The sequence below is a fragment of the Pantoea sp. X-Soil-TKNS-1279 genome (genome assembly GCF_059730565.1).
The window spans coordinates 3,093,238-3,117,760 of record NZ_AP035948.1 but is presented as its reverse complement, the minus strand read 5'-3'; the positions used below and the strand labels follow the sequence as shown (position 1 = coordinate 3,117,760).

21 protein-coding genes and 6 tRNA genes are annotated in these 24,523 nt (G+C 54.5%); 10 read left to right on the top strand and 17 right to left on the bottom strand.

Annotated features, from left to right (window positions below; all coding sequences use genetic code 11):
• Positions 1-212: 212 nt before the first annotated feature.
• The 3 genes from zipA (at position 213) to AC6I8N_RS14575 (ending at position 3,490) form a co-directional block, all read left to right on the top strand.
• Positions 213-1,181, top strand: a complete 969-nt coding sequence (gene zipA, locus AC6I8N_RS14585; protein WP_208723865.1) for a cell division protein ZipA — start codon at positions 213-215, stop codon at positions 1,179-1,181.
• Between the two features lie 73 nt (positions 1,182-1,254).
• Entirely contained in the window at positions 1,255-3,273 is a 2,019-nt protein-coding gene (gene ligA, locus AC6I8N_RS14580; RefSeq protein WP_497829351.1) for an NAD-dependent DNA ligase LigA, read from the top strand.
• A 1-nt stretch (position 3,274) separates the two neighbouring features.
• Positions 3,275-3,490, top strand: a complete 216-nt coding sequence (locus AC6I8N_RS14575; protein ID WP_021184259.1) for a DUF3820 family protein — start codon at positions 3,275-3,277, stop codon at positions 3,488-3,490.
• A 66-nt stretch (positions 3,491-3,556) separates the two neighbouring features.
• Here AC6I8N_RS14575 and AC6I8N_RS14570 read toward each other — a convergent pair whose 3' ends face one another.
• Positions 3,557-4,561: a bile acid:sodium symporter family protein gene (locus AC6I8N_RS14570; RefSeq protein ID WP_021184258.1), complete on the bottom strand. Its 1,005-nt coding sequence runs from the start codon at positions 4,559-4,561 to the stop codon at positions 3,557-3,559.
• A gap of 99 nt (positions 4,562-4,660) precedes the next feature.
• Between AC6I8N_RS14570 and AC6I8N_RS14565 the strand changes: the two genes are divergently transcribed.
• Complete coding sequence (locus AC6I8N_RS14565) at positions 4,661-5,581, top strand: LysR family transcriptional regulator (RefSeq protein ID WP_497829350.1); 921 nt, start codon at positions 4,661-4,663, stop codon at positions 5,579-5,581.
• On the opposite strand, the gene AC6I8N_RS14560 is transcribed toward AC6I8N_RS14565, so the two are convergent.
• The 5 genes from AC6I8N_RS14560 to AC6I8N_RS14540 form a co-directional block, all read right to left on the bottom strand.
• Entirely contained in the window at positions 5,578-5,925 is a 348-nt protein-coding gene (locus AC6I8N_RS14560) for a FlxA-like family protein (protein WP_208723868.1), read from the bottom strand. The genes AC6I8N_RS14565 and AC6I8N_RS14560 overlap by 4 nt on opposite strands.
• A 139-nt stretch (positions 5,926-6,064) precedes the next feature.
• Positions 6,065-6,140 (bottom strand) — tRNA-Lys (locus AC6I8N_RS14555).
• 4 nt (positions 6,141-6,144) lie between these two features.
• Positions 6,145-6,220: transfer RNA gene (locus tag AC6I8N_RS14550), tRNA-Val, on the bottom strand.
• A gap of 41 nt (positions 6,221-6,261) precedes the next feature.
• Positions 6,262-6,337, bottom strand: a tRNA-Val gene (locus AC6I8N_RS14545).
• Between the two features lie 38 nt (positions 6,338-6,375).
• Positions 6,376-6,451: transfer RNA gene (locus AC6I8N_RS14540), tRNA-Val, on the bottom strand.
• Positions 6,452-6,724: 273 nt separating this feature from the next.
• Here AC6I8N_RS14540 and gltX point away from each other — a divergent pair.
• Positions 6,725-8,146, top strand: coding sequence for a glutamate--tRNA ligase (gene gltX, locus AC6I8N_RS14535; RefSeq protein WP_497829349.1), 1,422 nt, complete (start codon positions 6,725-6,727; stop codon positions 8,144-8,146).
• Positions 8,147-8,190: 44 nt separating this feature from the next.
• Here the strand turns inward: gltX and AC6I8N_RS14530 are convergent, their stop codons facing one another.
• Both AC6I8N_RS14530 and AC6I8N_RS14525 read right to left on the bottom strand, forming a co-directional pair.
• On the bottom strand, positions 8,191-8,544 hold the full coding sequence (locus tag AC6I8N_RS14530; protein WP_208723870.1) for a YfeC-like transcriptional regulator: 354 nt from the start codon (positions 8,542-8,544) through the stop codon (positions 8,191-8,193).
• A gap of 111 nt (positions 8,545-8,655) precedes the next feature.
• A complete protein-coding gene (locus AC6I8N_RS14525) occupies positions 8,656-9,444 on the bottom strand; it encodes a formate/nitrite transporter family protein (RefSeq protein WP_208723871.1) in 789 nt (262 codons plus the stop codon).
• 325 nt (positions 9,445-9,769) lie between these two features.
• Here AC6I8N_RS14525 and AC6I8N_RS14520 point away from each other — a divergent pair.
• Positions 9,770-9,845: transfer RNA gene (locus AC6I8N_RS14520), tRNA-Ala, on the top strand.
• Positions 9,846-9,890: 45 nt separating this feature from the next.
• Positions 9,891-9,966: transfer RNA gene (locus AC6I8N_RS14515), tRNA-Ala, on the top strand.
• A 135-nt stretch (positions 9,967-10,101) separates the two neighbouring features.
• Here the strand turns inward: AC6I8N_RS14515 and AC6I8N_RS14510 are convergent.
• From AC6I8N_RS14510 to AC6I8N_RS14490, 5 genes are all read right to left on the bottom strand, one after another.
• Positions 10,102-11,718 (bottom strand): rhodanese homology domain-containing protein, encoded by a 1,617-nt coding sequence (locus tag AC6I8N_RS14510; RefSeq protein WP_497829348.1) that lies wholly within the window; start codon positions 11,716-11,718, stop codon positions 10,102-10,104.
• Positions 11,711-12,301 (bottom strand): cysteine dioxygenase family protein, encoded by a 591-nt coding sequence (locus AC6I8N_RS14505; protein ID WP_497829347.1) that lies wholly within the window; start codon positions 12,299-12,301, stop codon positions 11,711-11,713. The genes AC6I8N_RS14510 and AC6I8N_RS14505 overlap by 8 nt, the downstream gene beginning before the upstream one ends.
• Positions 12,298-13,278 (bottom strand): ABC transporter substrate-binding protein, encoded by a 981-nt coding sequence (locus AC6I8N_RS14500; RefSeq protein ID WP_415174934.1) that lies wholly within the window; start codon positions 13,276-13,278, stop codon positions 12,298-12,300. The genes AC6I8N_RS14505 and AC6I8N_RS14500 overlap by 4 nt, the downstream gene beginning before the upstream one ends.
• Positions 13,278-14,366: an LLM class flavin-dependent oxidoreductase gene (locus AC6I8N_RS14495; protein ID WP_497829346.1), complete on the bottom strand. Its 1,089-nt coding sequence runs from the start codon at positions 14,364-14,366 to the stop codon at positions 13,278-13,280. The genes AC6I8N_RS14500 and AC6I8N_RS14495 overlap by 1 nt, the downstream gene beginning before the upstream one ends.
• Before the next feature lie 192 nt (positions 14,367-14,558).
• Positions 14,559-15,749 carry a NupC/NupG family nucleoside CNT transporter gene (locus AC6I8N_RS14490; protein WP_021186330.1) on the bottom strand — a complete coding sequence of 397 codons (1,191 nt, stop codon included), beginning with the start codon at positions 15,747-15,749 and terminating at the stop codon, positions 14,559-14,561.
• 333 nt (positions 15,750-16,082) lie between these two features.
• Here AC6I8N_RS14490 and AC6I8N_RS14485 point away from each other — a divergent pair, with 333 nt between their 5' ends.
• On the top strand, positions 16,083-17,363 hold the full coding sequence (locus tag AC6I8N_RS14485) for an Nramp family divalent metal transporter (RefSeq protein WP_255341981.1): 1,281 nt from the start codon (positions 16,083-16,085) through the stop codon (positions 17,361-17,363).
• 69 nt (positions 17,364-17,432) lie between these two features.
• Here the strand turns inward: AC6I8N_RS14485 and AC6I8N_RS14480 are convergent, their stop codons facing one another.
• Positions 17,433-17,786: a DUF2502 domain-containing protein gene (locus AC6I8N_RS14480; RefSeq protein WP_021186332.1), complete on the bottom strand. Its 354-nt coding sequence runs from the start codon at positions 17,784-17,786 to the stop codon at positions 17,433-17,435.
• A gap of 159 nt (positions 17,787-17,945) precedes the next feature.
• The gene (gene mgrA, locus AC6I8N_RS14475; RefSeq protein ID WP_497829345.1) at positions 17,946-18,935 is read right to left on the bottom strand and encodes an L-glyceraldehyde 3-phosphate reductase; all 990 of its coding nucleotides are present in this window, start codon (positions 18,933-18,935) and stop codon (positions 17,946-17,948) included.
• A gap of 215 nt (positions 18,936-19,150) precedes the next feature.
• Here mgrA and AC6I8N_RS14470 point away from each other — a divergent pair, with 215 nt between their 5' ends.
• Both AC6I8N_RS14470 and glk read left to right on the top strand, forming a co-directional pair.
• Entirely contained in the window at positions 19,151-20,797 is a 1,647-nt protein-coding gene (locus tag AC6I8N_RS14470) for a thiamine pyrophosphate-binding protein (RefSeq protein ID WP_497829344.1), read from the top strand.
• 161 nt (positions 20,798-20,958) lie between these two features.
• Entirely contained in the window at positions 20,959-21,924 is a 966-nt protein-coding gene (gene glk, locus AC6I8N_RS14465) for a glucokinase (protein ID WP_497829343.1), read from the top strand.
• A 36-nt stretch (positions 21,925-21,960) separates the two neighbouring features.
• Here the strand turns inward: glk and AC6I8N_RS14460 are convergent, their stop codons facing one another.
• Both AC6I8N_RS14460 and AC6I8N_RS14455 read right to left on the bottom strand, forming a co-directional pair.
• Positions 21,961-22,689 (bottom strand): LytR/AlgR family response regulator transcription factor, encoded by a 729-nt coding sequence (locus AC6I8N_RS14460; RefSeq protein WP_021186336.1) that lies wholly within the window; start codon positions 22,687-22,689, stop codon positions 21,961-21,963.
• Positions 22,686-24,377: a sensor histidine kinase gene (locus tag AC6I8N_RS14455; protein ID WP_021186337.1), complete on the bottom strand. Its 1,692-nt coding sequence runs from the start codon at positions 24,375-24,377 to the stop codon at positions 22,686-22,688. Before AC6I8N_RS14455 ends, AC6I8N_RS14460 begins: the two co-directional genes overlap by 4 nt.
• Positions 24,378-24,523: the final 146 nt, after the last annotated feature.

Sequence of the window (24,523 nt, the reverse complement as noted above, 5' to 3'; positions counted from 1 at the left end):
GCCTTTCTCCAATGTGTACGGGCGCGAACATCATAACCTGGCTTTTTATCGGCAACAGGGTCGCTTTGCACGAAAAAACAGCAAAAAAGCGTGGGGGAGCTATCTTATTTGTCAGAAAATACTGCACAGACTTGCACTTGTGTAGCAGGGCAAATACAGTTAGAGGATAAAGTTTGCCGTGGTGGCAAGGTATTGGAACAACAGAGAATACAATGATGCAGGATTTGCGTCTGATATTAATCGTTGTTGGCGCGATCGCCATAATAGCGCTGCTACTTCACGGACTGTGGACCAGCCGTAAAGAGCGCTCCTCCGTGTTTCGCGATCGCCCGCACAAACGTCTGAAACAACGCGAAGAAGCGGATGATGATCTGCTGGGCGACGATGATGAAGGCGTCGGCGAAGTACGGGTTCGTCGCGATACGCATGATGAACCTGAGCTGGGTGGCTATTCAGAAAAGCCGGTCAGTGCGCCGCGTGCGCCTGAACCTGTTCGTCAGCCTGCACCGCGTCAGGAACCTTCAGTTGCACGCGATCCGCTGTTTGATGCGGAGCCGGAAGTGCGCCAGCAACCCGTACCGCCTGTTCCTCCAGTGGTAAAACCTGTTGTGCAGCCGCAACCACAGCCGCAACCGATTCAGGCAGATCCGTTGCTGGATAACGACCCGCTGGTTAGCGCCGCACCGGTCGTGGCCCAACAGCCTGAGCCGGAAGAAGAGACGCCCGTTGCCCACGAAGAACAACCGCAGCCAGCCGCTGCGGGCAGCAAAAAAGAAGCCGTGCTGGTACTGCACGTTGCGGCTCATGCTGGCGGCGTGCTGAATGGTGAAGCGTTGTTGCAGGGGATTTTGCAGGCAGGCTTCCAGTTTGGCGAAATGAATATTTTCCATCGCCATCTGAGTCCGGCCGGCAGCGGTCCGGTGCTGTTCAGCCTGGCGAATATGGTAAAACCCGGTTCGTTCAATCCGGATGAAATGGGTGATTTCAGCACGCCAGGCGTATCCATCTTTATGATGGTGCCGTCGTACGGCGATGCGAACCAGAACTTTAAACTGATGCTGCAATCCGCACAGCGTATCGCTGATGATGTCGGCGGCGTCGTGTTGGATGATGAGCGTCGAATGATGACGCCACAAAAGCTGGAAACTTATAAAGCACGTATTCGCGAGGTTATCGGCTGATAACCCGTGCAGGCGTCAACAATCTCTACTTATAACCCCCGCCTGTCGGGGGTTTTTTATCGGATGAGGCACTATGAAATCGGTTCAGGAGCAGATCACCGCGCTGCGCACCACGTTACGTCACCACGAATATCTCTACCATGTGATGGATACGCCGGAAGTCCCGGATGCAGAATATGACCGACTCATGGCACAGCTGCGTGAGCTGGAAAGTGCACATCCCGAGCTGATCACGCCGGATTCACCGACGCAACGTGTCGGTGCCGCACCGCTGGCCGCCTTTGAACAGGTTCGTCATGAAGTGCCGATGCTGTCGCTGGATAACACCTTCGATGAAGCCGGTTTCCTCGCTTTCAACAAACGCGTTCAGGATCGTCTGAAAAGCAGCGATGACCTTGTCTACTGCTGCGAACTCAAACTGGATGGTCTTGCGGTAAGCCTGTTGTATGAAGATGGCTTATTGGTCAGTGCCGCCACGCGCGGCGACGGCACAACCGGAGAAAATATCACCGCCAACGTGCGCACTATTCACGCGATTCCGCTGCGCCTGCACGGCGACAATATCCCGGCCCGCGTTGAAGTACGTGGCGAGGTGTTTATGACGGAAAGTGGCTTCGAAAAATTGAATGAAGAAGCTCGCCGTACCGGGGGGAAAGTTTTCGCCAACCCACGTAACGCCGCTGCGGGTTCGCTGCGTCAGCTCGATCCGCGCATCACCGCGAAGCGCCCACTCACGTTCTTCTGCTACGGCCTTGGCCTGCTGGAGGGCGGTGAGATGCCTGCCAGCCACCTCGGCCGTCTGCAACAATTTAAGGCTTGGGGTTTACCGGTCAGCAACCGTATCCGTCTGGCCAATAATGCCGATGAAGTGTTGGCGTTTTATCGCGAGGTTGAAGAGGCGCGCCCAACGCTGGGGTTCGATATCGATGGTGTGGTGATCAAGGTTGATTCGCTGGCATTACAGGAACAACTGGGCTTTGTCGCCCGCGCACCGCGTTGGGCTGTTGCGTTTAAATTCCCGGCGCAGGAGCAGATGACCGTGGTACGTGACGTGGAGTTCCAGGTGGGCCGTACCGGCGCCATCACGCCAGTTGCCCGTCTGGAGCCGGTGCAGGTGGCCGGCGTAGTGGTCAGCAACGCCACGTTGCATAACGCCGATGAAATTGCCCGTCTGGGGCTGCGCATTGGTGACAAAGTCGTGATTCGTCGTGCCGGGGATGTGATCCCGCAGGTGGTGAATGTTGTGGAATCGGAACGCCCGGAAGACACGCGTGAGATTGTGTTCCCCAGCCACTGCCCGGTGTGCGGCTCTGATGTGGAGCGTGTGGAAGGTGAAGCGGTGACGCGTTGTACCGGAGGCCTGATTTGTGGTGCGCAACGCAAAGAGGCGCTCAAGCATTTTGTGTCGCGCCGCGCGCTGGATGTCGAGGGGATGGGTGACAAAATCATCGATCAACTGGTGGAAAAGGAGTACGTCAAAACGCCTGCCGACCTGTTTCGCCTGACCGCCGGTAAGCTCACCGGGCTGGACCGTATGGGGCCGAAATCGGCGCAGAATGTGGTCGATGCGCTGGAGAAAGCCAAACTCACCACGCTACCGCGTTTCCTCTATGCCCTTGGCATTCGTGAAGTCGGGGAGGCCACCGCGGCTAACCTTGCCAATCATTTTGGTGAGCTGGAAAAAGTGATGGATGCCGACCTCGATGCGCTGATAGCGGTGCAGGATGTCGGTAAAGTGGTTGCCAGCCATGTACGCAACTTTATGGATGAAGAGAGCAACCGTGAGGTGATCCGCGAACTGACCGTGGAAATGGGCGTGCACTGGCCGCAGGTTGAGGTGGTAAATGCAGCAGAGATCGATAGCCCGTTTGCCGGTAAAACCGTGGTATTAACCGGTTCGCTGTCGCAGATGAACCGTGATGATGCCAAAGCGCGTCTGACGGCCCTGGGTGCCAAAGTCAGTGGCAGCGTATCAAAGAAAACCGATTTGCTGATTGCCGGTGAAGCTGCCGGTTCCAAACTGGCGAAAGCACAGGAGCTGGGCATTGCGGTGATCGACGAAGCAGAGATGATTCGCTTGCTTGGAGCCTGATATGGAAAAGCAGCAGCTGATTGAGATTGCCAACACGCCAATGCCGTTTGGTAAATACAAAGGCAGGGTGTTGATTGATTTGCCGGAGGAGTATCTGCTGTGGTTTGCCCGCAGCGGTGAGTTTCCCGCCGGTAAACTGGGTGAGCTGATGCAGCTCACCCTGGCGATTAAGATTGAAGGGTTACAGGGTTTGGTGAAGCCGCTGAAACGGACATGATGTAAGGCGACACGGTTTATCGCGCCGTTTTTTTACAACCCGCGCGATAAATCGCGCGGCTACGAATCAGGATTTCTGCACTTCAACCTGTTGCTGCTGCGCCAGCCGTTTCGCATTGCTGGTTTTATAACGTTGGGCAATGAAAGAACACACCATCAACTGCACCTGATGGAAGATCATCAGCGGCAGCACGATAATCCCCACGCTGCTGGCCGGGAACAGGATATTGGCCATCGGCACGCCGTTGGCCAGGCTCTTTTTCGAACCACAGAACAACACGGTAATTTCATCGGGACGCTTGAAGCCAAACAGGCGTGATGCGCCAAGGTTGATCAACAACACCACAGCCAGCAGCAGCAGGCTACCGGCCAGAATCCACAGCAACGTATCCACGCCCACGCGGTGCCAGATGCCGTTGACTACAGCTTCACTAAAGGCGGAATAAACCACCAACAGAATGGAGGTCTGGTCGGTTTTACCAATCAGGCTGCGATGCTTCTCCACCCAGCCGCCAATCCAGCGACGTGAAATATGACCGAGCACAAAAGGCACCAGCAACTGCAACATGATTTTGCCAATCTGCTCCAGCCCGTTGCTCGGACCATCGCTGTGCACATTCATCACCAGATTCACCAGCAACGGCGAAACAAATACGCCGAGTAAGCTGGATGCTGAAGCGCTACATACCGCAGCCGCCACGTTGCCTCCGGCCATAGAGGTAAAGGCGATTGCCGACTGCACGGTTGCAGGCAGAATGCACAGGTAAAGAAAACCGGTATAGATTTCAGCGCCTACATCAACCGGATGCCACCACACCAGCAGCAGGCCAAGGATCGGGAACAGCACGAAGGTGCTGCACATAATCCATAAATGCAGTCGCCAGTGGCTGCTACCGGCGATGATTTTTTCGCGTGACAGCTTGGCACCGTGCATAAAGAACAGCAGGGCGATGGCAGCGGTGGTTAGCCATTCAAAGAAGTCGACAAACCCGCCTTTGGCCGGTAAGAAGCTGGCCAGCAGCACGGTGATGATGAGTTTGACCATCATCGGGTCGAGGCGTAAAAATCCCATTGTTACAATCCGGTTAATTAAAATTTGATGTTGCTGATTGTGCGCCAATCGGGTTTAGAAATAAAATTGATTTATTGCATTAATCTATGAGTGATATCGATGAATTACACGCTGCGCCAGTTGCGCACTTTCGTCGCTGTGGCAAAACACGGCAGCTTCAGCCTGGCCGGGCAGGTCATTGGCCTGAGCCAGTCGGCGGTCAGCCACAGTATTAAAGAACTGGAAGCGGAAATGGGGGTGCGTTTGCTGGATCGCACCACGCGCGAGGTGCTGCTGACTGGTGCGGGGCAGCAGCTGGCCACGCGGTTGGAGCATCTGCTGGAAGAACTTAACACCACGGTGCTGGATGTCCGTAGCTACGGTGAACAGCGTAGCGGTACGGTGCGGGTGGCGGCCAGCCAGACGCCTTCTGCGCATCTGATGCCGCAATGTCTTGCCAGCAGCCAACAACGCTATCCCGATATTCGTGTGATCTTGCATGACCGCGCGCAGCAGTGGGTACTGCAAAGCGTGCGTAACGCGGAGGTAGACTTCGGCATCATCATCGGGCCATTGCGTGATAGCGATTTTGACTACCAGACCATTATGGATGAACCCTTTTTATTGCTGTGTCGGGAAGATGATGTCCTGGCACAGGCGCTTCAGCCACAGTGGTCAATGCTGGATGGGCGAACTATGGTGCTTCAGGACTACGCTTCGGGCAGCCGTCTGCTCATTGACGCCGCGCTACACCAGCAGGGGATCTCGGTCAACGTGGTGCAGGAGATAGGGCATCCGGCAACGCTATATCCGATGGTTGAAGCAGGGATTGGCATCAGCATTCTTCCGGCGCTGGCGTTGCCCTTACCGTCCGGGCGCAAACTGACGGTGCGACGTCTTTACCCGGAAATAAACCGTAGCCTGATGCTGATTAAACGCCGAAACCGATCGTTGACGCCCGCAGCAGAGGCGATCTGGCAGGAAGTGCGTCAGCAGGCAGCGCAGCTGACGCAACAACGTTCTCTTAAACCGGCGTTTTAAACGTAAACGTTGATCTTATTGGTATCCGTCGGGCGGTTGATACCATCAGCTTTTGCCGTGGTGCTGGCGGTTTCCTGTTTTTGCTGCTGCTCCTGCTGTTGTTGCGCTTTTTCAGCCGCTTGCTGCTCGATTTGCGCAATCTGCGCTTCAATCATCTGAATCTGCGACTCCAGTAACTGCTCCTGTTCAGATTTTTGTTCATCTGTGAGGGTGTCATCACTGGACAGATCTTTGAGTTCTTTGGTCAGGCTCTGAATTTGTTTATTCAGGCTGGCGATTTGCGACGTGTTGCCGCTACTGCTGGCACTGGTGGTACTACTGGATACACTGGAAATGGTACTCATGGTTTTCTCCTTGCAATAGTTCACAGTCGTTATCGGCAAGGGGATAAAATCACATGAGGGTTCAAAGCGTTAAGGTTGTGAAAGGAATCTGTAAAACGCGCAAAGCAAAAAGGCGCCTTTAGGGCGCCTTTCTACATAATGGTGGGTCGTGCAGGATTCGAACCTGCGACCAATTGATTAAAAGTCAACTGCTCTACCGACTGAGCTAACGACCCGAAGTGGTGGGTGATGACGGGCTCGAACCGCCGACCCCCTCCTTGTAAGGGAGATGCTCTACCAACTGAGCTAATCACCCACTTCGGTACTACTTAACAAGAGTGTCATCAGACTAAGATATGGTGGGTGATGACGGGCTCGAACCGCCGACCCCCTCCTTGTAAGGGAGATGCTCTACCAACTGAGCTAATCACCCATATCTTATCTCTTGTTCACTGCGGGCCACCTTAAGAGTGGTGGGTGATGACGGGCTCGAACCGCCGACCCCCTCCTTGTAAGGGAGATGCTCTACCAACTGAGCTAATCACCCCCGCTGTGTGGAGTCGCATTATAGGGATCCTTCGAAGTGAGTCAACGCTTTTTAAAACATAAATGTGCGTTCGCTTTAAAATTAAACATCTCGCGGCGCTTTTAGCCAATATGCTGGTTTTATTAGCAGAAAAACCACTATCTATTGTGACGCGTACCGCGACAATGATTGAGGAATCATGGTCAGCTGCTAGAATATGCGCACTGTTTTTTCGCGTTAACCTGTTTTTTGTCATCCAGACAACGAACCTCCGCGCATTTAAGGCAATGCTGAATGAAAATCAAAACTCGCTTCGCACCCAGCCCCACTGGTTATCTGCATGTGGGCGGTGCTCGTACCGCGCTTTACTCCTGGCTTTATGCTCGTCATAACAAGGGCGAATTTGTTCTGCGTATCGAAGATACCGATCTGGAGCGATCCACGCCGGAAGCCATCGAAGCCATTATGGATGGCATGAACTGGTTAAGCCTGGACTGGAATGAAGGCCCGTACTACCAGACCAAACGTTTTGATCGCTATAACGCGGTGATCGACGAAATGCAGGAAGCAGGCACTGCCTATAAATGCTACTGCACGAAAGAACGTTTGGAAGCATTGCGCGAAGAGCAGATGGCGAAAGGCGAAAAACCGCGTTATGACGGTCGTTGCCGCGACAGCCACGAACATCATGCCGCTGATGAACCTTGCGTGGTGCGTTTCCGTAACCCACAAGAGGGTTCGGTAATTTTCGATGACCAGATCCGCGGTCCGATTGAATTCAGCAACCAGGAGCTGGATGACCTGATCATTCGCCGCACCGATGGTTCGCCGACCTACAACTTCTGTGTGGTGGTGGACGACTGGGATATGGGGATCACCCATGTGATTCGTGGTGAAGACCATATCAACAACACGCCGCGTCAGATCAACATCCTGAAAGCGATTGGCGCTGAAGTGCCGATTTATGCTCATGTCTCGATGATCCTCGGTGACGATGGCAAAAAACTCTCCAAGCGTCATGGTGCGGTAGGGGTGATGCAGTATCGTGATGACGGCTATCTGCCGGAGGCGCTGCTCAACTATCTGGTGCGTCTGGGCTGGTCACATGGCGATCAGGAAATTTTCAGTGTGGCGGAGATGACGGAGTTGTTTACCCTTGATGCGGTCAGCAAGTCAGCCAGTGCCTTTAACACAGAAAAATTGCAGTGGCTGAACCATCACTACATTAATACGCTGCCGCCGGAATATGTCGCGACTCATCTGCAATGGCACATTGAACAGCAGAACATTGATACCCGTACCGGCCCGGAACTGGCGAAGCTGGTTACGTTGCTGGGTGAGCGTTGCAAAACGCTGGTGGAGATTGCTGCTTCCTGCCGCTACTTCTATGAAGAGTTCGACGCGTTTGATGCCGATGCCGCGAAGAAACACCTGCGTCCGGTGGCGCGTCAACCCCTGGAAGTGGTGCGTGACAAACTGGCCGCCATCAGCGACAACGACTGGACAGCTGAGAACGTGCATCACGCCATTCAAAGCGCGGCTGATGAGCTGGAGCTGGGGATGGGGAAAGTTGGTATGCCGTTGCGCGTTGCCGTGACGGGTGCCGGGCAGTCGCCCGCGCTGGATGTGACGGTACAGGCGATTGGCCGCAGCCGCAGCGTGGCGCGCATTGAGAAAGCGCTGGCATTTATTGCGGAACGTGAAGCGCAGGCCTAAACCTGACGTGAGTAAAAAAGCCGGAAGCGTTGCTCCCGGCTTTTTTATTTTTCCTGAATTCCCAGCCGTTGTAATACGCCTCTGATTCCTTCCCGCAACAGAAGTGCCACCAATTGTTCCTGTTCGGCGACTGTCATTTGCTGGATAGAATTTATTAATAACGCAGGTAACGTATTTTGCTGAGCACCGTAATGAGCTGCCGGTTCACTCGCGTGTCGGGTAGATTGGATAAAGCTTTTAACGCGTTCATCAATGTGGATTAAACGCGCCTTGCCGCCCTGTACACCGGGCTTTGGCGTGGTTGTCCAGTTTTCGCGTTTAATCCATTTGTTAACAGTCTGGCGACTGTATCCGGTTTCCAGCGCGAGTTCTTCGGGTGTTAGCCATTCCTTTTTCACGACGCTTTCCCTGTTAAATACATTAGAATTACATATTACAACAAAACGTTTCAGGTGAAAGTCATCACGCAGCAAAATGCCTTTTGCCCACCGGCAAAAGGCACCATTCGATTAACGTGCTTCGCTCGCTGCCGCCATCGCCGGGCGGAAGGCGATAAAGTAGGTCAGACCGACAAAAATCGCCCCGCCAACGCCATTACCGAGGAACACGGCGACAAAATTCGGCAGGTACTCAGTCCAGCTCAACTGTCCGGCGAAAATCGCGGCCGGCACGATAAACATATTCGCCACGACGTGCTGGAAGCCAATCGCCACGAAGGCCATTACCGGGAACCACATACCAAAAATCTTGCCTACCACGTCTTTACTGGCAAACGCCAGCCACACCGCCAGGCACACCAGCCAGTTACAGCCAATGCCGGAGATAAAGGCATGCAGGAAATCAGCATTCACTTTGGCGGTAGCGATGGCGACCGTTTTCTTCAGGTAGTCTCCCTCCGTCATACCCAACATATGACCAAAGAACCAGGCGACGGCGATACTGCCGAGGAAGTTGGCGATGGTGACCCAGAACCAGTTGCGCAGCACGCTGAAGCCACTGATACGGCGTGCGAACCAGGCAATCGGCATGGTCATCATATTGCCGGTCAGCAGTTCACCACCGGCCAGCACGGTCAGAATCAGACCGACCGGGAAAACCGCCGCGCCCAGCAGCCCACCGAAGGAGCCCCAATCGGCTGGCAGTTGATTAATGACGTGCAGATCAAGCAGAAAGCCGGTAGCAATAAATGCGCCCGCCATAAAGCCGAGGATCAATAAGGTAGATACCGGCGCCTGGCTCTTAACCACGCCAGACTGAATCGCCAGTTGGGCGATCTCTTTTGGTGTATGCAGTGACATAAATTCGCATTCTTATTAATAACAAGGGAAGGGATGTGCTGGCCGATCAAAAGAGGCAAAACCCCTGGTCGATGACCGGTTAATTAGCGTGCGAAGTTTTACACCGACCATTAACAAAAAACAAGCGTTCTTACGATAGCAATTAACGATGGTTTAACCAGGTGGCATCAGAAAACGGGCGATGATGCTGAAAAAAAAGCCACAGCAACACGGGTTTGCCGCCTTTTTCAGCGATTGAACACAGAACGGAAATTTGACGTTGACACCCAGGAAGGGGTTTCATATTATGCCGTCCGTCGAGGTGACTCGGCGGTTTTTTCGGTTCGGGGCTATAGCTCAGCTGGGAGAGCGCTTGCATGGCATGCAAGAGGTCAGCGGTTCGATCCCGCTTAGCTCCACCAAACTTCTTCCCAAAAGTTTGGCACTGAAAAAACGATTCCAGATGTGGGGGTATAGCTCAGCTGGGAGAGCGCTTGCATGGCATGCAAGAGGTCAGCGGTTCGATCCCGCTTATCTCCACCATTTCTCTGTTCGTTCCGAACAAATTTTTAAAAAAATCATACTATTGGGTACAAATACCCCGTAGCGGCGCGATATATCGCGCGGTATTTTTCTGCAACAAATTAAAAACAGCGCGATAAATCGCGCCGCTACCAATCAGACGGTCACTGCCAGTGACACTGGCTTGAGTACCCTGAATCCATGCGTTCCATCGCGATCCAACTGCGCCACCAGACCATATTCCCAGTCGAGATAGGCCTGCATCACCGCCGGCTCAATATCGGTGCCCTCATAGGGACGGCGATAGCGGTCAATCGCTGGTGACAGCAACCGCTGTTCTCCTTGTTCGGTTGGCTGGCCCGCCGCGCGCCAGGCGGCGTTACCGCCTTCCAACACATATACCGGCTTTCCGCTCAGCTCTGCAATCTGTTCGACCGCATAGCCCGCCAGCAAACTGCTGCCGCAGGTCAGGACATAACGTCGCGCTTCAGGCAATAAGGCGTTGCCCTGTTGTTGCAGGGTGGAGCGCAGCAGCCAGGCTGCACCGGGAATATGGCTGTTGAGGTGATTGACGCGCGTGGTGAAATCCAACACCTGGGTTTGTCCTTCAGCCAGCCAACTGGCAAGCTGTTGCGGTGAGACAAATTCTGGCTGTGCGACAGGCGGAACCTGAGCTTGCCAGTTGCCCGTCACACTGAAATCACTGACCTGCAAACCCTCCAGCACCGCCACCTGCCAACCCAGTTGCGCCAGCCAGGAGGCAGCCATATTGGCACGCACGCCGTCATCGTCAATCAACACAATGCGCGCGCCACGCACGCTGGCGTAGTGATCGGTTTCCTGCACCAGTTGACCACCCGGAACATGACGACTGCCGGGGACATGACCGGCGGCATATTCCTGTGCATCGCGCACATCAAACAGATAAGTGGTGCGAGGCTCCTGTCGCAAACGATGCAGTGTGTCGAGCGTAATGCGTTCCACGCCCGCGCGATCCGCCAGTTCACGCGCTTTTGCCGCCGCCTGGCGCTGTACGATTTCGCTGGTTGCACCATAACGGCGGTCCTGTCCCTTATCCAGCGGATGTCCCGCCAGTGTCCAGCCGATAGTGCCGTTCCGTAGTGCAAACACTGGATTACGGATTCCGGCATTCACCAGTGACTGCGTGCCGATGATGCTGCGCGTGCGGCCTGCGCAGTTAACGATCACTGTGGTTTCCGGAGAAGGGGCGAGGTCGCGCACCCGCAACACCAACTCACCGCCCGGTACACTGGTAGCGTGTGGGATGCTCATGGTCTGGTATTCATCAAAGCGGCGTGCGTCCAGCACCACCACATCGTGGTCGCCGTTCAGCAGGCTATGTACCTCATCGGCGGAGAGCGACGGTGTCTGGTTATGATGTTCCACCAGTTCACCGAAAGCTTTACTGGGGGAGTTCACGTCAATAAACAGCTCCCCTCCGGCGGCCTGCCAGCCTGGCAGATCATCCGCCAACAACGCGACATTGTGGTAACCCAATGCTGCAATGCGTTCCGCAGCCGTTTGCGCCAGACCCTCGCCATTGTCGTATAAGGTAATGGCGGTAGCACGCTGCGGGATACGATCCAGCCACTCCAGTTCAAGTTTGGATAACGGGATGTTCACCGCAAACAACGGATGACCCGTGGCATACAGCGCTTCATCGCGCACATCGACCAGTGCCACTTCCTGCTGCTGACGCAGCGCGGTCAGAATGTCGGCCGCCTGGCGTAACGGAAAAACCGGTTTAGTCATGTGAAAGATCCCAAATGTTTGGTAAATAACGGTTGCTGTAGCCGGAGATAAACTCTTTTTCGCTGCCGTCTTCGCGATACACCGCGCGCTTAACCGCGCCGATATTGGCGCCATAGACGTGGATGCTGATGGAGACGCGGTCATCAAAGGCGTTGCTGACACGATGGATATCGCCCACCGTAGGGGATACCGCCTCAACGCTGCCTGGCTCAAGTCGTACCGGCGGGCCTTCCGGTTGTAAACCGTTGGGGCCGGGTTGCCATGACTGGGATACCTCGGCGCCACGCAGCATGCCAATTAAGCCCCAGACGCGATGGTCGTGTATCGGCGTCTGCTGCCCCGGTCCCCAGACAAAGCTCACCACCGAGAAGCGCTGCTGCGCATCGGCGTACAATAAATATTGCTGATAATGTTGGGGATGCGGTTGGGTAAAGGCTTCGTCCAGCCAGTCGTCATGGCGGATCAACTCGCCCAGCAAGGCACTGCCGCGTTGTAACAGGGATTGCTCATCAGGATGGCTATCGAGCAGTTGCGCCAGATTGCCGACAAAGGTGCGTAACCGGTGGTGCTGAAGTTCACTCATGATTTATCCCCCTGAACGCTTTTTGCCACCTGATTGGCCCCGGCGGCGAGGCTGAAATCAAAGGCTTTGCTGACATCAACCTGCTTTGGCAACACCTGGTAACGGTGGAAGAAATCCGCCGATTTTTGCAGCGTACCAATCAGGCTGGCATCGAATACCAACGGACGGATGCGCGCATCAGCGATCCAACTGGCGGTAATGCTGGTTGGCATATTGAGGGTTTTTCCCAGAACCTGGGCGAACTCAGTGGGATGCTGCTGAGCCCAAACCTGCGCTTTGGCTAAGCGCACCAGCAAATCGGCGATGGCTTTGCGTTTTTCCGGGTTACTCAGGGCTTCATCACGCGCCAGCGCATAGGAATATCCCGACATAATGCCCTTGCCACCGCCTTGTGGCACTCGCACCGTACCATCGACGGCGGTAGAGGTTGCGATATAAGGTTCCCACGGTGCCCAGGCGGCCACGGCACCCGAGGTTAACGCGGCACGTCCATCCACCGGGCCGAGGAAGCGCAGCGTAACGTCGCTGGGCTTAAGGCCCGCGCGTTCCAGCAAGCCGAGAATCAGATAATGACCCCAGCCGCCGCGATTCACCGCAATTTGCTTGCCTTTCAAATCCTGCAAGCTGTGCACCCCGGCATTGGGTCGAGTGAGCAGGGCGATACTATCCGGATTGTTCTGCCACGCGCCAACCGCTTTCACCGGAGCCCCCGCAGCATAGACAAACAGGAAAGGCAGATCGCCGGTGAAACCGACATCCAGCGCCCCGGCGTTCAGCGCTTCCTGCACCGGCGCACCGGAGTCAAACGCCGTGAGCTTAAGGTCATAAGGCAGGTTGTTTAGCTCGCCAGACGCCTTCAGCGCTGCAAAGCGGTCACCTTTTACATCACCGAGGCGCAAAGTGACTTTCTCGGCGGCAAACAACGGATTAAGCGATAGCGCCAGCGTCAGACCGGCAAATAAAGCAGCCAGCCGCATCAGGCACTCCTTTTTTCATGGCGATCGACAGCCGCGACTTTTTCGCGCGTCAGTGGCAGCAATTCGCGGCCATATTCCACCGCATCGTTGAGAGGATCAAAACCACGAATCAGCACGTTATGGATGCCGAGGCGGTAGTAATCCAGCAGCGCGTCAGACACCTGCTCGGGCGTGCCAACCAATGCGGTGGAGTTGTAGCCACCCTGCACCAGTTTGGCAACGCCGGTCCACAGCACTTTATCGTGGCGTTCGCCCTCGTTGGCGGCAGCTAACAAGCGCTGTGCACCGACGCTCTGTGGTTTTGGCAAGCCGAAGGTATAACCGCTTTCCGCCAGTTGTTTCCCGGCCGTTTCGCGAATGTACTCGGCACGTTCCCAGGCCTCTTTTTCGGTGCTACCGAGGATGGGGCGGAAAGAAATGTTGAAATCAATTTCCCGCCCCTGTTTTGCGGCGGCAGCACGAACGCTGCGCACCGTCTCTTCTGCGCCTTTCAACGGTTCGCCCCACAAGGCGAACACATCGGCATGGCGTGCCGCGACATCAATCGCTTCTGCTGACGAACCGCCAAAATAGATCGGCAGCTTTTTCTGCAACGGCTTAATCGCGGAGAACGCCTGCTCGGCCTGGTAGAACGTTCCCTGGTGATTGTAGGGTTGCGTCGATTCCAGACTCTGCTTCAGCACCGTCAGAAATTCATCGGTACGCGCGTAGCGTTCGGCTTTATTGAGGAAATCACCATCGCGGCGTTGTTCACTGTCGCTGCCGCCGCTGATGATATGCACTGCCAGACGGCCATCGGTGAGGTGATCGAGCGAAGCCAGTTTGCGCGCGGCAAGGGTGGGTGCCACAAAACCTGGGCGATGGGCCAGCAGGAATTTCAGCGTCGAAGTATGGGCGGCGGCATGGGCGGTGACGAGAAAACCGTCCGGTTGATCGGACCAGTAACCGACCAGGATGCGGTCAAACCCGGCGTCTTCATGGGCGCGGGCGAAGCGGGCGATGTAGTCTTTATCAAATAACGGGCCGCTGGCTGGAATGATTTCGGAGGCGAGGCGGTGGCCAATCATGCCAAGAAACTGAATGCTCATAGTGTTCTCCTGATGTGAAGTCATGGAGAAAAGCTACGGGCGCGGGCGGTGGCAATGGAAATTCAATATTGTGCAAAGGTTTTGCGTTTTGATGTGAAGCAGCGTCGGGGGCGGAGAGCGGGGTAAAAAAAAGAGATATAACGGATAGGAATAATAAAGAAGAGAAGGGCGAGCCGAAGCCCGCCCTTAACATCAGAAGCCCAGCACCAGACCGGCAATCGCAGCGGAAAGCACGCTTACCAGGGTCGAGCCGTACAGCAGTTTCAGACCGAAGCGGGACACCACGTTGCCCTGTTCTTCGTTCAGACCTTTAATCGCTCCTGCCACAATCCCGATAGAGGAGAAGTTAGCAAAGGAGACAAGGAACACCGACAGAATACCTTCCGCGTGCGGTGACAGCTGACCGGCAATTTTTTGCAGATCCATCATCGCCACGAATTCGTTAGAAACCAGTTTGGTCGCCATGATGCTGCCAACCTGCAACGCTTCGTTGGAAGGCACGCCCATCACCCAGGCAAACGGATAGAAGACATAACCCAGCACGCCCTGGAAGCTGATGCCGAAGATCACATCAAACAGCGCATTCAGGCCGGAAATCAGGGCGATAAAACCGATCAACATCGCCGCAACGATAATCGCCACACGGAAACCGGCAAGGATGTATTCGCCCAGCATTTCGAAGAAGCTCTGACCTTTGTGCAAGTCCTGCAATTGCAGATCTTCTTCGCTATCGACGCGGTACGGGTTAATCAGCGACAGCACGATAAAGGTACTGAACATGTTCAGTACCAGCGCGGCAACCACATATTTGGGTTGCAGCATGGTCATGTAAGCGCCAACGATCGACATAGACACTGTGGACATCGCGGTAGCCGCCATGGTGTACATGCGGCGCTGTGACATTTTGCCGAGGATATCCTTATAGGCGATAAAGTTTTCTGATTGTCCCAGAATCAGAGAGCTGACGGCGTTAAAGGATTCCAGTTTGCCCATGCCATTGATTTTTGACAGTACGGTACCGATGCCACGAATCACCCACGGCAGGATGCGGAAATGTTGCAAAATACCGATCAGGGCGGAGATAAACACAATCGGGCACAGCACATTCAGGAAGAAGAAGGCGAGGCCTTTTTCATTCATATTGCCGAACACGAAGTTAGTCCCTTCGGCGGCGTACTTGAGCAGATGGTCAAACAGGCCTGCAAACCCTTTCACGAAGCCAAGACCCGCTTCAGAGTTCAGGAAGAACCAGGCCAACAGAACTTCAATCACCAGAAGCTGAACGATATAGCGGATACGGATGCTTTTACGATCGTGACTGACCAATAAGGCCAGCACGGCTACCACCACCAATGCCAAAAGAAAGTGCAAAATATGGGACATGTCGGCTCCAAATTTGAGGAGGGTTGTATTTTGCTGCGTATTCTATGTAACGCGTTACTTAAAAACGAGATCTAAACCACATTATAAGTATTAACTATCGACATATTTTTAAGATTAGTCTCAACCATCACAACTTCTTCACACACTTGTTACAACAAAAATAACCACAAAGTCATTGTCTATAAAATGAGCCGAGGGTAGATTAATTCCTGTTGCACACATTTTGGCAAAACCTGGCTTCACCGCAATGTATAGCAAAGGCTATACTTTATAGCACTATCTATTAAAGCGATAACTATAACCATATTTCACTTGCCGCGCCTGCCCCGTAACCTGTTCGGGTCAACAAGCGTTAAGACAGGGTCAAAAACTATGTCAGAAAGCCGCACCGCTGAGCGCGCCGCTCGCGGAGCCAGAAAGATAAAACTTGCCTTGCTGGGACCGGCCTTCATCGCGGCGATCGGTTATATCGATCCCGGCAATTTCGCCACCAATATTCAGGCGGGGGCTGCGTACGGCTACAAACTGCTGTGGGTGGTGGTCTGGGCGAATATCATGGCAATGCTGATTCAGCTCATGTCAGCCAAGCTGGGTATCGCTACCGGCAAAAATCTCGCGGAACATATTCGCGATCGCTTCCCACGTCCGGCGGTATGGTTTTACTGGGTACAAGCCGAAATCATCGCTATGGCGACCGACCTGGCCGAATTTATCGGTGCCGCGCTGGGCTTTAAGTTGTTGCTTGGTATCTCGCTTTTCCAGGGGGCGGTGCTGACCGGTATCGCGACCTTCCTGATTCTAATGCTGCAAAATCGTGGACAAAAGCCCCTCGAATTGGTTATTGGCGGGTTGCTGCTGTTTGTGGCCGCGGCATATATTGTTGAGTTGTTCTTCTCCCAGCCCAAGGTCAGCGAGCTGATTACCGGCATGGCGCTGCCATCCTTGCCGACGGCGGATGCGGTATTCCTTGCTGCCGGCGTACTCGGTGCCACCATTATGCCGCATGTGATTTATCTGCATTCGGCGCTGACGCAATACGGTAATCAGGGCACCAAAGGACAGCGTTACTCCTCCACCAAACTGGATGTGGCGATTGCCATGACTATTGCCGGGTTTGTTAATCTGGCAATGATGGCAACCGCAGCGGCAGCGTTTCATTTCAGTGGCCATACTGGCATTGCCGATCTGGATCAGGCGTATCTGACGCTGCAACCGTTGTTAAGCCATGCTGCGGCGACGGTATTTGGTCTGAGTCTGGTGGCAGCAGGGTTGTCTTCAACGGTGGTGGGAACCCTGGCCGGGCAGGTGGTCATGCAGGGCTTTATCCGTTTCCAGATTCCGCTGTGGCTACGTCGCGCCATTACCATGCTGCCTTCTTTTATTGTGATTTGGGCTGGCTGGGATCCGACACGCATTCTGGTGTTTAGTCAGGTGCTGCTGAGCTTCGGTATCGCACTGGCGTTAGTGCCGCTGCTGTTCTTTACCGGCAACCGTGAGCTGATGGGGGCTGAGATGGTTAACTCACGTCTGATGCAAACCGTCGGTTGGGTGATTGTCGGGTTAGTGGTGGCGCTGAATATTTATCTGCTGGTCGGGCAGGCGCTGGGATTATAAAAAAGGTGTGCAGATGCACACCTTTTTGTTGTAGCGGCGCGATTTATTGCGCAGAGGAATAAGCCGAAATTAGTAACGGTCGCGACCGTGGTCATGGCCGTGACCATGTCCATGATGGTCATGACGATGCTCATAACGCCAGCGCTCATGACGGCGACGTTCCTGCTCGCGTTTCCACGCCTCATGTCGACGCCACTCCTCATGACGCCACCAACGATGATCGTGATAACGATAGCGATCATTCCACCAACGCGGTTCGCGCCAGCGGCCTCCATCCCAGTAGTAACCTCGATGATCGCGATCGCCTAAATGCAGGGTGATGCCAGGGGCCAGATTAATGGTGGCACTACTGGCATGGGCTGTGTGTAGTGCCAGTGGGGACAGCGTTGCCAGCAAAGCGGCAAACAAAATTCCACGTTTCATAATTCTCCTTTCCGGCAGCTTATCGATTGCTACCGTTGCGCTAGTCTGCCAGATCGGACCAAAAAGTCCTTAAGACGTAGTCTGAATGCATTGAGGATAATCTGAAATAAGAGTTTTCTGCCGGAAGGGAAGCCCGGCCTTGGCCGGGCGGGAAAGCGGTTACATCAGAATCGCGTTGATGGCCTCTAACTCTGCTTCGCTCAGCGCAGGCTGGCTCAGCATGGCAACGGCATCATCAATTTGCGCAGTTTTACTGGCACCAATCAATACTGAGGTGACGCGGGTATCACGCAGCACCCAGCTCAGCGCCATCTGCGCCAGTTTCTGGTCACGCTGCTGTGCAATGCTTTGCAATGCACGGACCTTGGCCATTTTTTCCTGTGTCAGTTGGTCTTCACGCAGGAATTTGCTGCCGCTGGCCACCCTTGAATCCTCGGGAATACCTTGCAGATAACGGTCAGTCAGAACGCCGCCAGCCAGTGGTGAGAAGGCGATGCAGCCGACGCCATTGTCGCCCAATACATCCAGCAACCCTTGTTCCGGCGCGCGCTCAAACATCGAGTAGCGTGGCTGGTGAATCAGGCAGGGCGTACCGAGATCGCGTAGAATGGCAATCGCTTCAGCGGCGCGCTCTGCCGGGTAATTTGAGATGGCGGCATACAGCGCTTTGCCCTGGCGCACCACCTGATCCAGCGCCCGCATGGTTTCTTCCAGCGGGGTTTCCGGGTCCGGGCGATGGTGATAAAAGATATCCACGTATTCCAACCCCATGCGTTTCAGGCTTTGATCGAGGCTGGAAATCAGATACTTGCGCGAACCCCAGTCACCATAGGGGCCATCCCACATGGTGTAACCGGCTTTGGTGGAGATTAACAACTCATCACGATAGCCACGGAAATCCTCCCGCAGAATGCGCCCAAAATTCTCTTCAGCCGATCCCGGCGGCGGTCCGTAGTTATTTGCCAGGTCAAAATGCGTGATGCCGCAATCAAAAGCGTGGCGCAGCAGTTCGCGGCTGTTATCAACCCGGGTGCTGTCGCCAAAGTTGTGCCACAAGCCAAGCGAAATCGCTGGAAGTTTCAGGCCACTACGACCACTGCGGCGATATTGCATCTGTTGATAACGTTCGGGATGGGGAAAAACACTCATGCAGCGTTCCTGTCTCAAAAGGGGAGAAAGTGTCATCAGCATAGCAGTGTATGCGTTTACACTAATGGCAAACGCGTCGGCGATCGCAACTTACGGATTTTTCCGTCATCGTAACGTTCTGTTGCCAGATCATTCTGAGAAATGATGTTGAAAATCTAACCAATTCAGCCGCATCGCTAATACTCCAGATATAACCCACCAAGGAGTCGCTGCGCATGAAAACCCTCAAAGTTGGCGAGTTTTTGTTGATGCGTTTACAGCAAGCGGGGATCCGGCACCTGTTTGGCGTGCCGGGGGATTACAATTTACAGTTTCTCGATAGCGTCATTGCGCATCCCGATATCACCTGGGTCGGCTGCGCTAACGAGCTGAATGCGGCCTATGCGGCGGATGGTTATGGCCGTTGTAACGGCGCTGCCGCCTTGCTGACCACTTTCGGTGTTGGCGAGTTAAGTGCGATCAACGGTATCGCTGGCAGTTACGCCGAATATGTACCGGTGATTCATATCGTGGGCGCACCGGCCAGCCAGGTACAGAGCCAGGGGGATTGTGTCCATCATTCTCTGGGCGATGGCGATTTCCGTCACTTCAGCCGTATGGCGCAGGAGGTGAGTGCGGCGAGCGCGGTGCTGACCGCAGAGAATGCGGTACAGGAAATCGATCGCGTGATGGGTGAAGCCCTGTATCAGCACCGCCCTGGTTATTTGCTGTTGGCGGTCGATGTTGCTCAGGCCGAGGTCACCTTACCGCTACCATCCTCTGCCATCACGTCGCTTCCTTCCGCGGTAGATGCCTTTGCGACAGCGGCGGAAGCTATGCTGTCATCGGCTCAACATGTGGCGCTGCTGGCCGATTTCCTTGCCGCGCGCTGGCAACTGCAATCCCCCCTGGCTGCCCTGCGTCAGCTGCGTGCCATTCCTGCCGCCACCCTGTTGATGGGCAAAGGCGTGCTGGATGAGCAGCAGCCAGGCTTTGTCGGCACCTATGCCGGGGAGGGCAGTACGCCAGCGGTGCGGGCGGCCATAGAAGAAACTGACGTGACTGTCTGCGTCGGTGTTCGTTTCACCGATACCTTAACCGCCGGTTTTACCCAGCAGCTCCCCACAGAAAAACTTATCGACCTGCAACCGTTCCATGCTGTGGTTGCTGGGGAAACCTTCTCGCCCTTAAGCATGGCAGAAGCGCTGGGCGTGCTGGAATCTTTGTTCCGACGTTATGGCGAACGTTGGGCTATCGGTGGCATGGCGACACGGGAAGATACATCGGATGATGATGCTTTCATCAGTCAGCACGCCTTCTGGCAGGCAATGCAGCGTTTCCTGCTGCCAGGTGATATTATCCTTGCCGATCAAGGCACTGCCGCCTTTGGTGCCGCCGCTTTACGCCTCCCCGAGGATGCGCAATTACTGGTTCAGCCGCTCTGGGGTTCGATTGGCTATACTTTACCCGCCGCCTTTGGTGCGCAAACCGCGCAGCCGCAACGGCGGGTAATTCTCATCATCGGCGACGGTTCGGCGCAGTTAACCATCCAGGAGCTGGGATCCATGCAGCGCGATGGTCAGCAACCGATTATTTTTCTTCTCAATAATGAAGGTTATACCGTCGAACGCGCGATTCATGGCGCGCATCAGCGTTACAACGACATTGCGCAGTGGAACTGGACTGCGCTGCCGCAGGCGCTCAGTCTGACGGGAGAAGCGCAAAGCTGGCGCGTCAGCGAAACGGTGCAACTGGAGGCGGTGATGGCACGGCTGGCGAATAATCAGCGTTTGTCGCTGGTGGAAGTGGTGCTGGATAAAGAAGATATCCCACCATTGCTGCGTAAAGTGACTGCCTCGCTGCATCAGCGCAACGGCGGCTGAATTCGGACAGTTGCCTCTGTGCAGTCCAGCCACTGCATGGCAGGATGTGGTCGCACCTGAGTGATTACGCCCATCTGACGCACTGATGGGCGTTGTTGTTTTATTGGCAGGCTTTTATAGTGTCCTGCAATTATTTATGACCCAAGCGGAGCAGCAGAAGAATGACAAAATACGCCCTGGTCGGCGATGTGGGCGGCACCAATGCCCGTCTCGCCCTGTGTGAGGTGGAAACCGGTGCCATCTCCCAGGCCAAAACATTCTCAACAGCAGACTATGACAATCTCGAAGCGGTGATTCGTCACTATCTGGATGAGCAGAAGCAGGATATTAAAGATGGCTGCATCGCCATTGCCTGCCCGATCACCGGCGATTGGGTCGAAATGACCAACCATGACTGGGCTTTCTCCACGAAGCAGATGAAAGAAAGCCTGGGTTTTACTCATCTTGAGATCATCAATGATTTCACTGCCATCTCAATGGCGGTGCCGATGCTGGCGGAAAGTGATGTGATTCAGTTTGGCGGCAAAGCCCCGGTGAAAGATAAGCCGATCGCTATTTACGGCGCGGGCACCGGCCTCGGCGTAAGCCATCTGGTGCATGTCGATAAGCGCTGGGTCAGTCTGCCGGGCGAGGGCGGCCATGTTGATTTCGCGCCGAACAGCGAAGAAGAGGGCGAGATTCTGGAAGTGCTGCGCGCGGAACTGGGCCATGTTTCAGCGGAACGTGTACTGTCCGGTTCCGGGCTGGTTAATCTTTATCGCGCTATCGTCAAATCGGATCAGCGCGAGCCGGAAAATCTGAAACCTAAAGACGTGACCGAACGCGCGCTGAAAGACAGCTGCATCGATTGCCGCCGCGCATTGTCGTTGTTCTGCGTCATCATGGGACGTTTTGGCGGCAACCTTGCGCTGAATCTCGGCACCTTTGGCGGCGTGTATATCGCCGGTGGTATTGTGCCGCGTTTCCTCGACTTCTTTAAAGCCTCCGGCTTCCGCGCCGCGTTTGAAGATAAGGGCCGCTTTCGCGACTATCTGATTGATATCCCCGTGTTTATGATTACGCACGATCAGCCGGGCTTGCTTGGTGCAGGTGCGCATCTGCGTCAGACACTGGGTCGCGTGCTGTAATTTCCCGCCGGCGAGTGGCCTCCAGCGCTGCTCGCCTTATAAGCGCATCAGTTGCCGAAACGCTTTCACCTTGCTACGACTCACCGGCACCTGCGCATCCAAATCGCGTAATTTCACCAGATAAGTATTGTTAAACCAGGGTTCTATCTCGCGGATTTTACTCAGGTTGACGCAGTATGAACGGTGGCAGCGAAAGAAAGCTGTCTCGGGTAAGCGGCTGCAAAACTCGCTGATGGTCATCGACATCACATACGCTTCGCGTCGCGTATACACGAACGTCAGTTTCTCGTGGGCTTCGACATAATAAATATCGTTAATATCGGTGACGATGATGCGCTCATCCTTCACCAGATTTACCGTCTGCGGGGCAATAGCCTGCGGGCTGCTGGCGGGGGACTGCTGCTGTTGCCAGCTCGCCTCCAGCTTGTTAAGCATGGTGATGATGCGTGATTCGTGATACGGCTTCAGAATGTAGTCAAAAGCCTCCAGCTCGAAGGCTTCTACCGCATGCTCTTTCCACGCGGTAATAAACACAATTAACGGCTTATGGGCGAATTGATTGATGTTTTGCGCCAACAACATGCCATCCAGCGAGGGGATATTGATGTCGAGGAAAATGACATCGACCCGATGGTTTTGCAGATACTTCAGGACTTCCAGTCCGTCATCAAAACAGGCTTCGATGGTGATCTGGCTGTGATGCTGAATCATCCAGCTCAGTTCCTGCTGTGCCAGAAACTCGTCTTCGACAATAATGGCTTTCACGCTGAAGTCTCCGTCACGCTGGCCTGTGTTGCTGGTAGTCGATGGCCATGTTTGCTGAGAGTAAAGGAGATTTCGGTGCCAGGTTGATGGCGCTCTATGGTCAATCCCTGGCCGGAGAGCAACTTCACCCGATGATGTACATTCAACAGGCCGATTTTATTACCGGGCATCTCATCCCGCGCCACGCGTGCCATTACCTCTTCACTGATTCCGGCTCCGGTATCACGTACCGCCACCCGCACCCGATCACCGAGATCTTTGACGCTGAGAGTCACCACGCCTTTGCCGCGACAGGGCTGGATGCCGTGCACGATGGCATTCTCGACCAGCGGCTGAATCAGCAGACTGGGCAAGGTAAAATGCAGGTCTTCGTCGATGTCATAGATCATCGATAGCTTGTCACCAAAGCGTGCCTGTTCGATGGCAATGTAATCCTTCACCTGCCACAGCTCTTTTTTGATATCGATTGGCTCGTCGTCATTCAGTTCCAGGTTGTAACGCAAATAGCGCGACAGATTAATTACCAACTGGCGTGCGGTATCCGGGTTCATTCGAATCGATGCTGAAATGGCGTTCAGGGCGTTAAACAGGAAATGTGGATTGATCTTGCTTTGTAAGGCACGCAGTTCAGCTTTGTTTGCCATCTCACGCAGTTGCTCGGCGCGGGACACTTCCAACTGGGTAGAGATGATTTGCGACAGCCCCACGGCCATCTCTTTTAGCGATCCGGTGATCCGGTGGGCGCGGCGATAATAGATTTTTAGCGTGCCGGTGACTTCCCCTTTTTCCCAAAGGGGAATAACCAGCATCGAGTGAATATCCTTGGTACGGTGCGCTTCGTCATTATTCTTGATGATGATTTTACCGCTGGTGATCGCCTGCGCGGTGGTCGGGCTGAGGCCGTCGTCGCCATTCTGATAGTTTTGCGCACCGTAGCCGACGTAGGCGAGAATCTGTTTGGTATTGGTGATCGCCACGGCGTCAGCATTGATTTCACAACGAATGATGTCGCATACCTGATGCAACGAGTGGCTGTTAATCTGGCGGAACAACGGCAGCGTCTTGTTGGCAATTTCCAGCGCCAGCTTGGCCTGTCGCGCGGCAATCGCCTCTTTTTCACCTTCGACACTCTGCACCAGCAACACAATCAAACCGATGCTGGAAGCGCCGAGGATCATCGGCAGCGCAATCTCGGAAACAATATCCAGGCCGAGTGACATCGGTCTTGCCCACAGCACAATCAGCAGCATGGTGAGGGTTTCACATAACATGCCGCCGAGAATACCGGCGCGCCAACGCTGTTCCTTGCTCACCCGACGATTAATCGCCCCCGAGGCGATACCGGCAATGATGCTGGTAATCAGGCAGGGAATCGAGGTAATGCCATGAATATCAATCAGAAAACGATGCAGTCCGGCAATCACCCCGGTGGCGATGCCGACCCACGGGCCAAACAAAATGCCACCTGACATTACGGCAATCACGCGCACGTTAAGCAGTGAACCATCGACATCAATACCTGACCAGGTGCTGAACAGGGCAAACAGCGAAAAAATCGCGGTCACCACCACTTTTTCCTGACGCGAGTGTTCATCTTTCTGTAGTAACTGGCGAAATGCGCGCGTCCGGGTGAGAAAGAACAGGCAAATCAGCATCAGCGCGGCGCGGTCAAATACCGCCAGCAGCATGTCAAAGTGAGAAGGCACAGGCATCTCGTCAGTAACCAGAGGGTAGGGTTATGATAAAAAATGTGATCGCGATCCGCCAGCGTCCTGACCGGCCTCAGACACTTCTTATGGCCAGGATCAATTTTTATCGTGTAAAACGCAAAAAG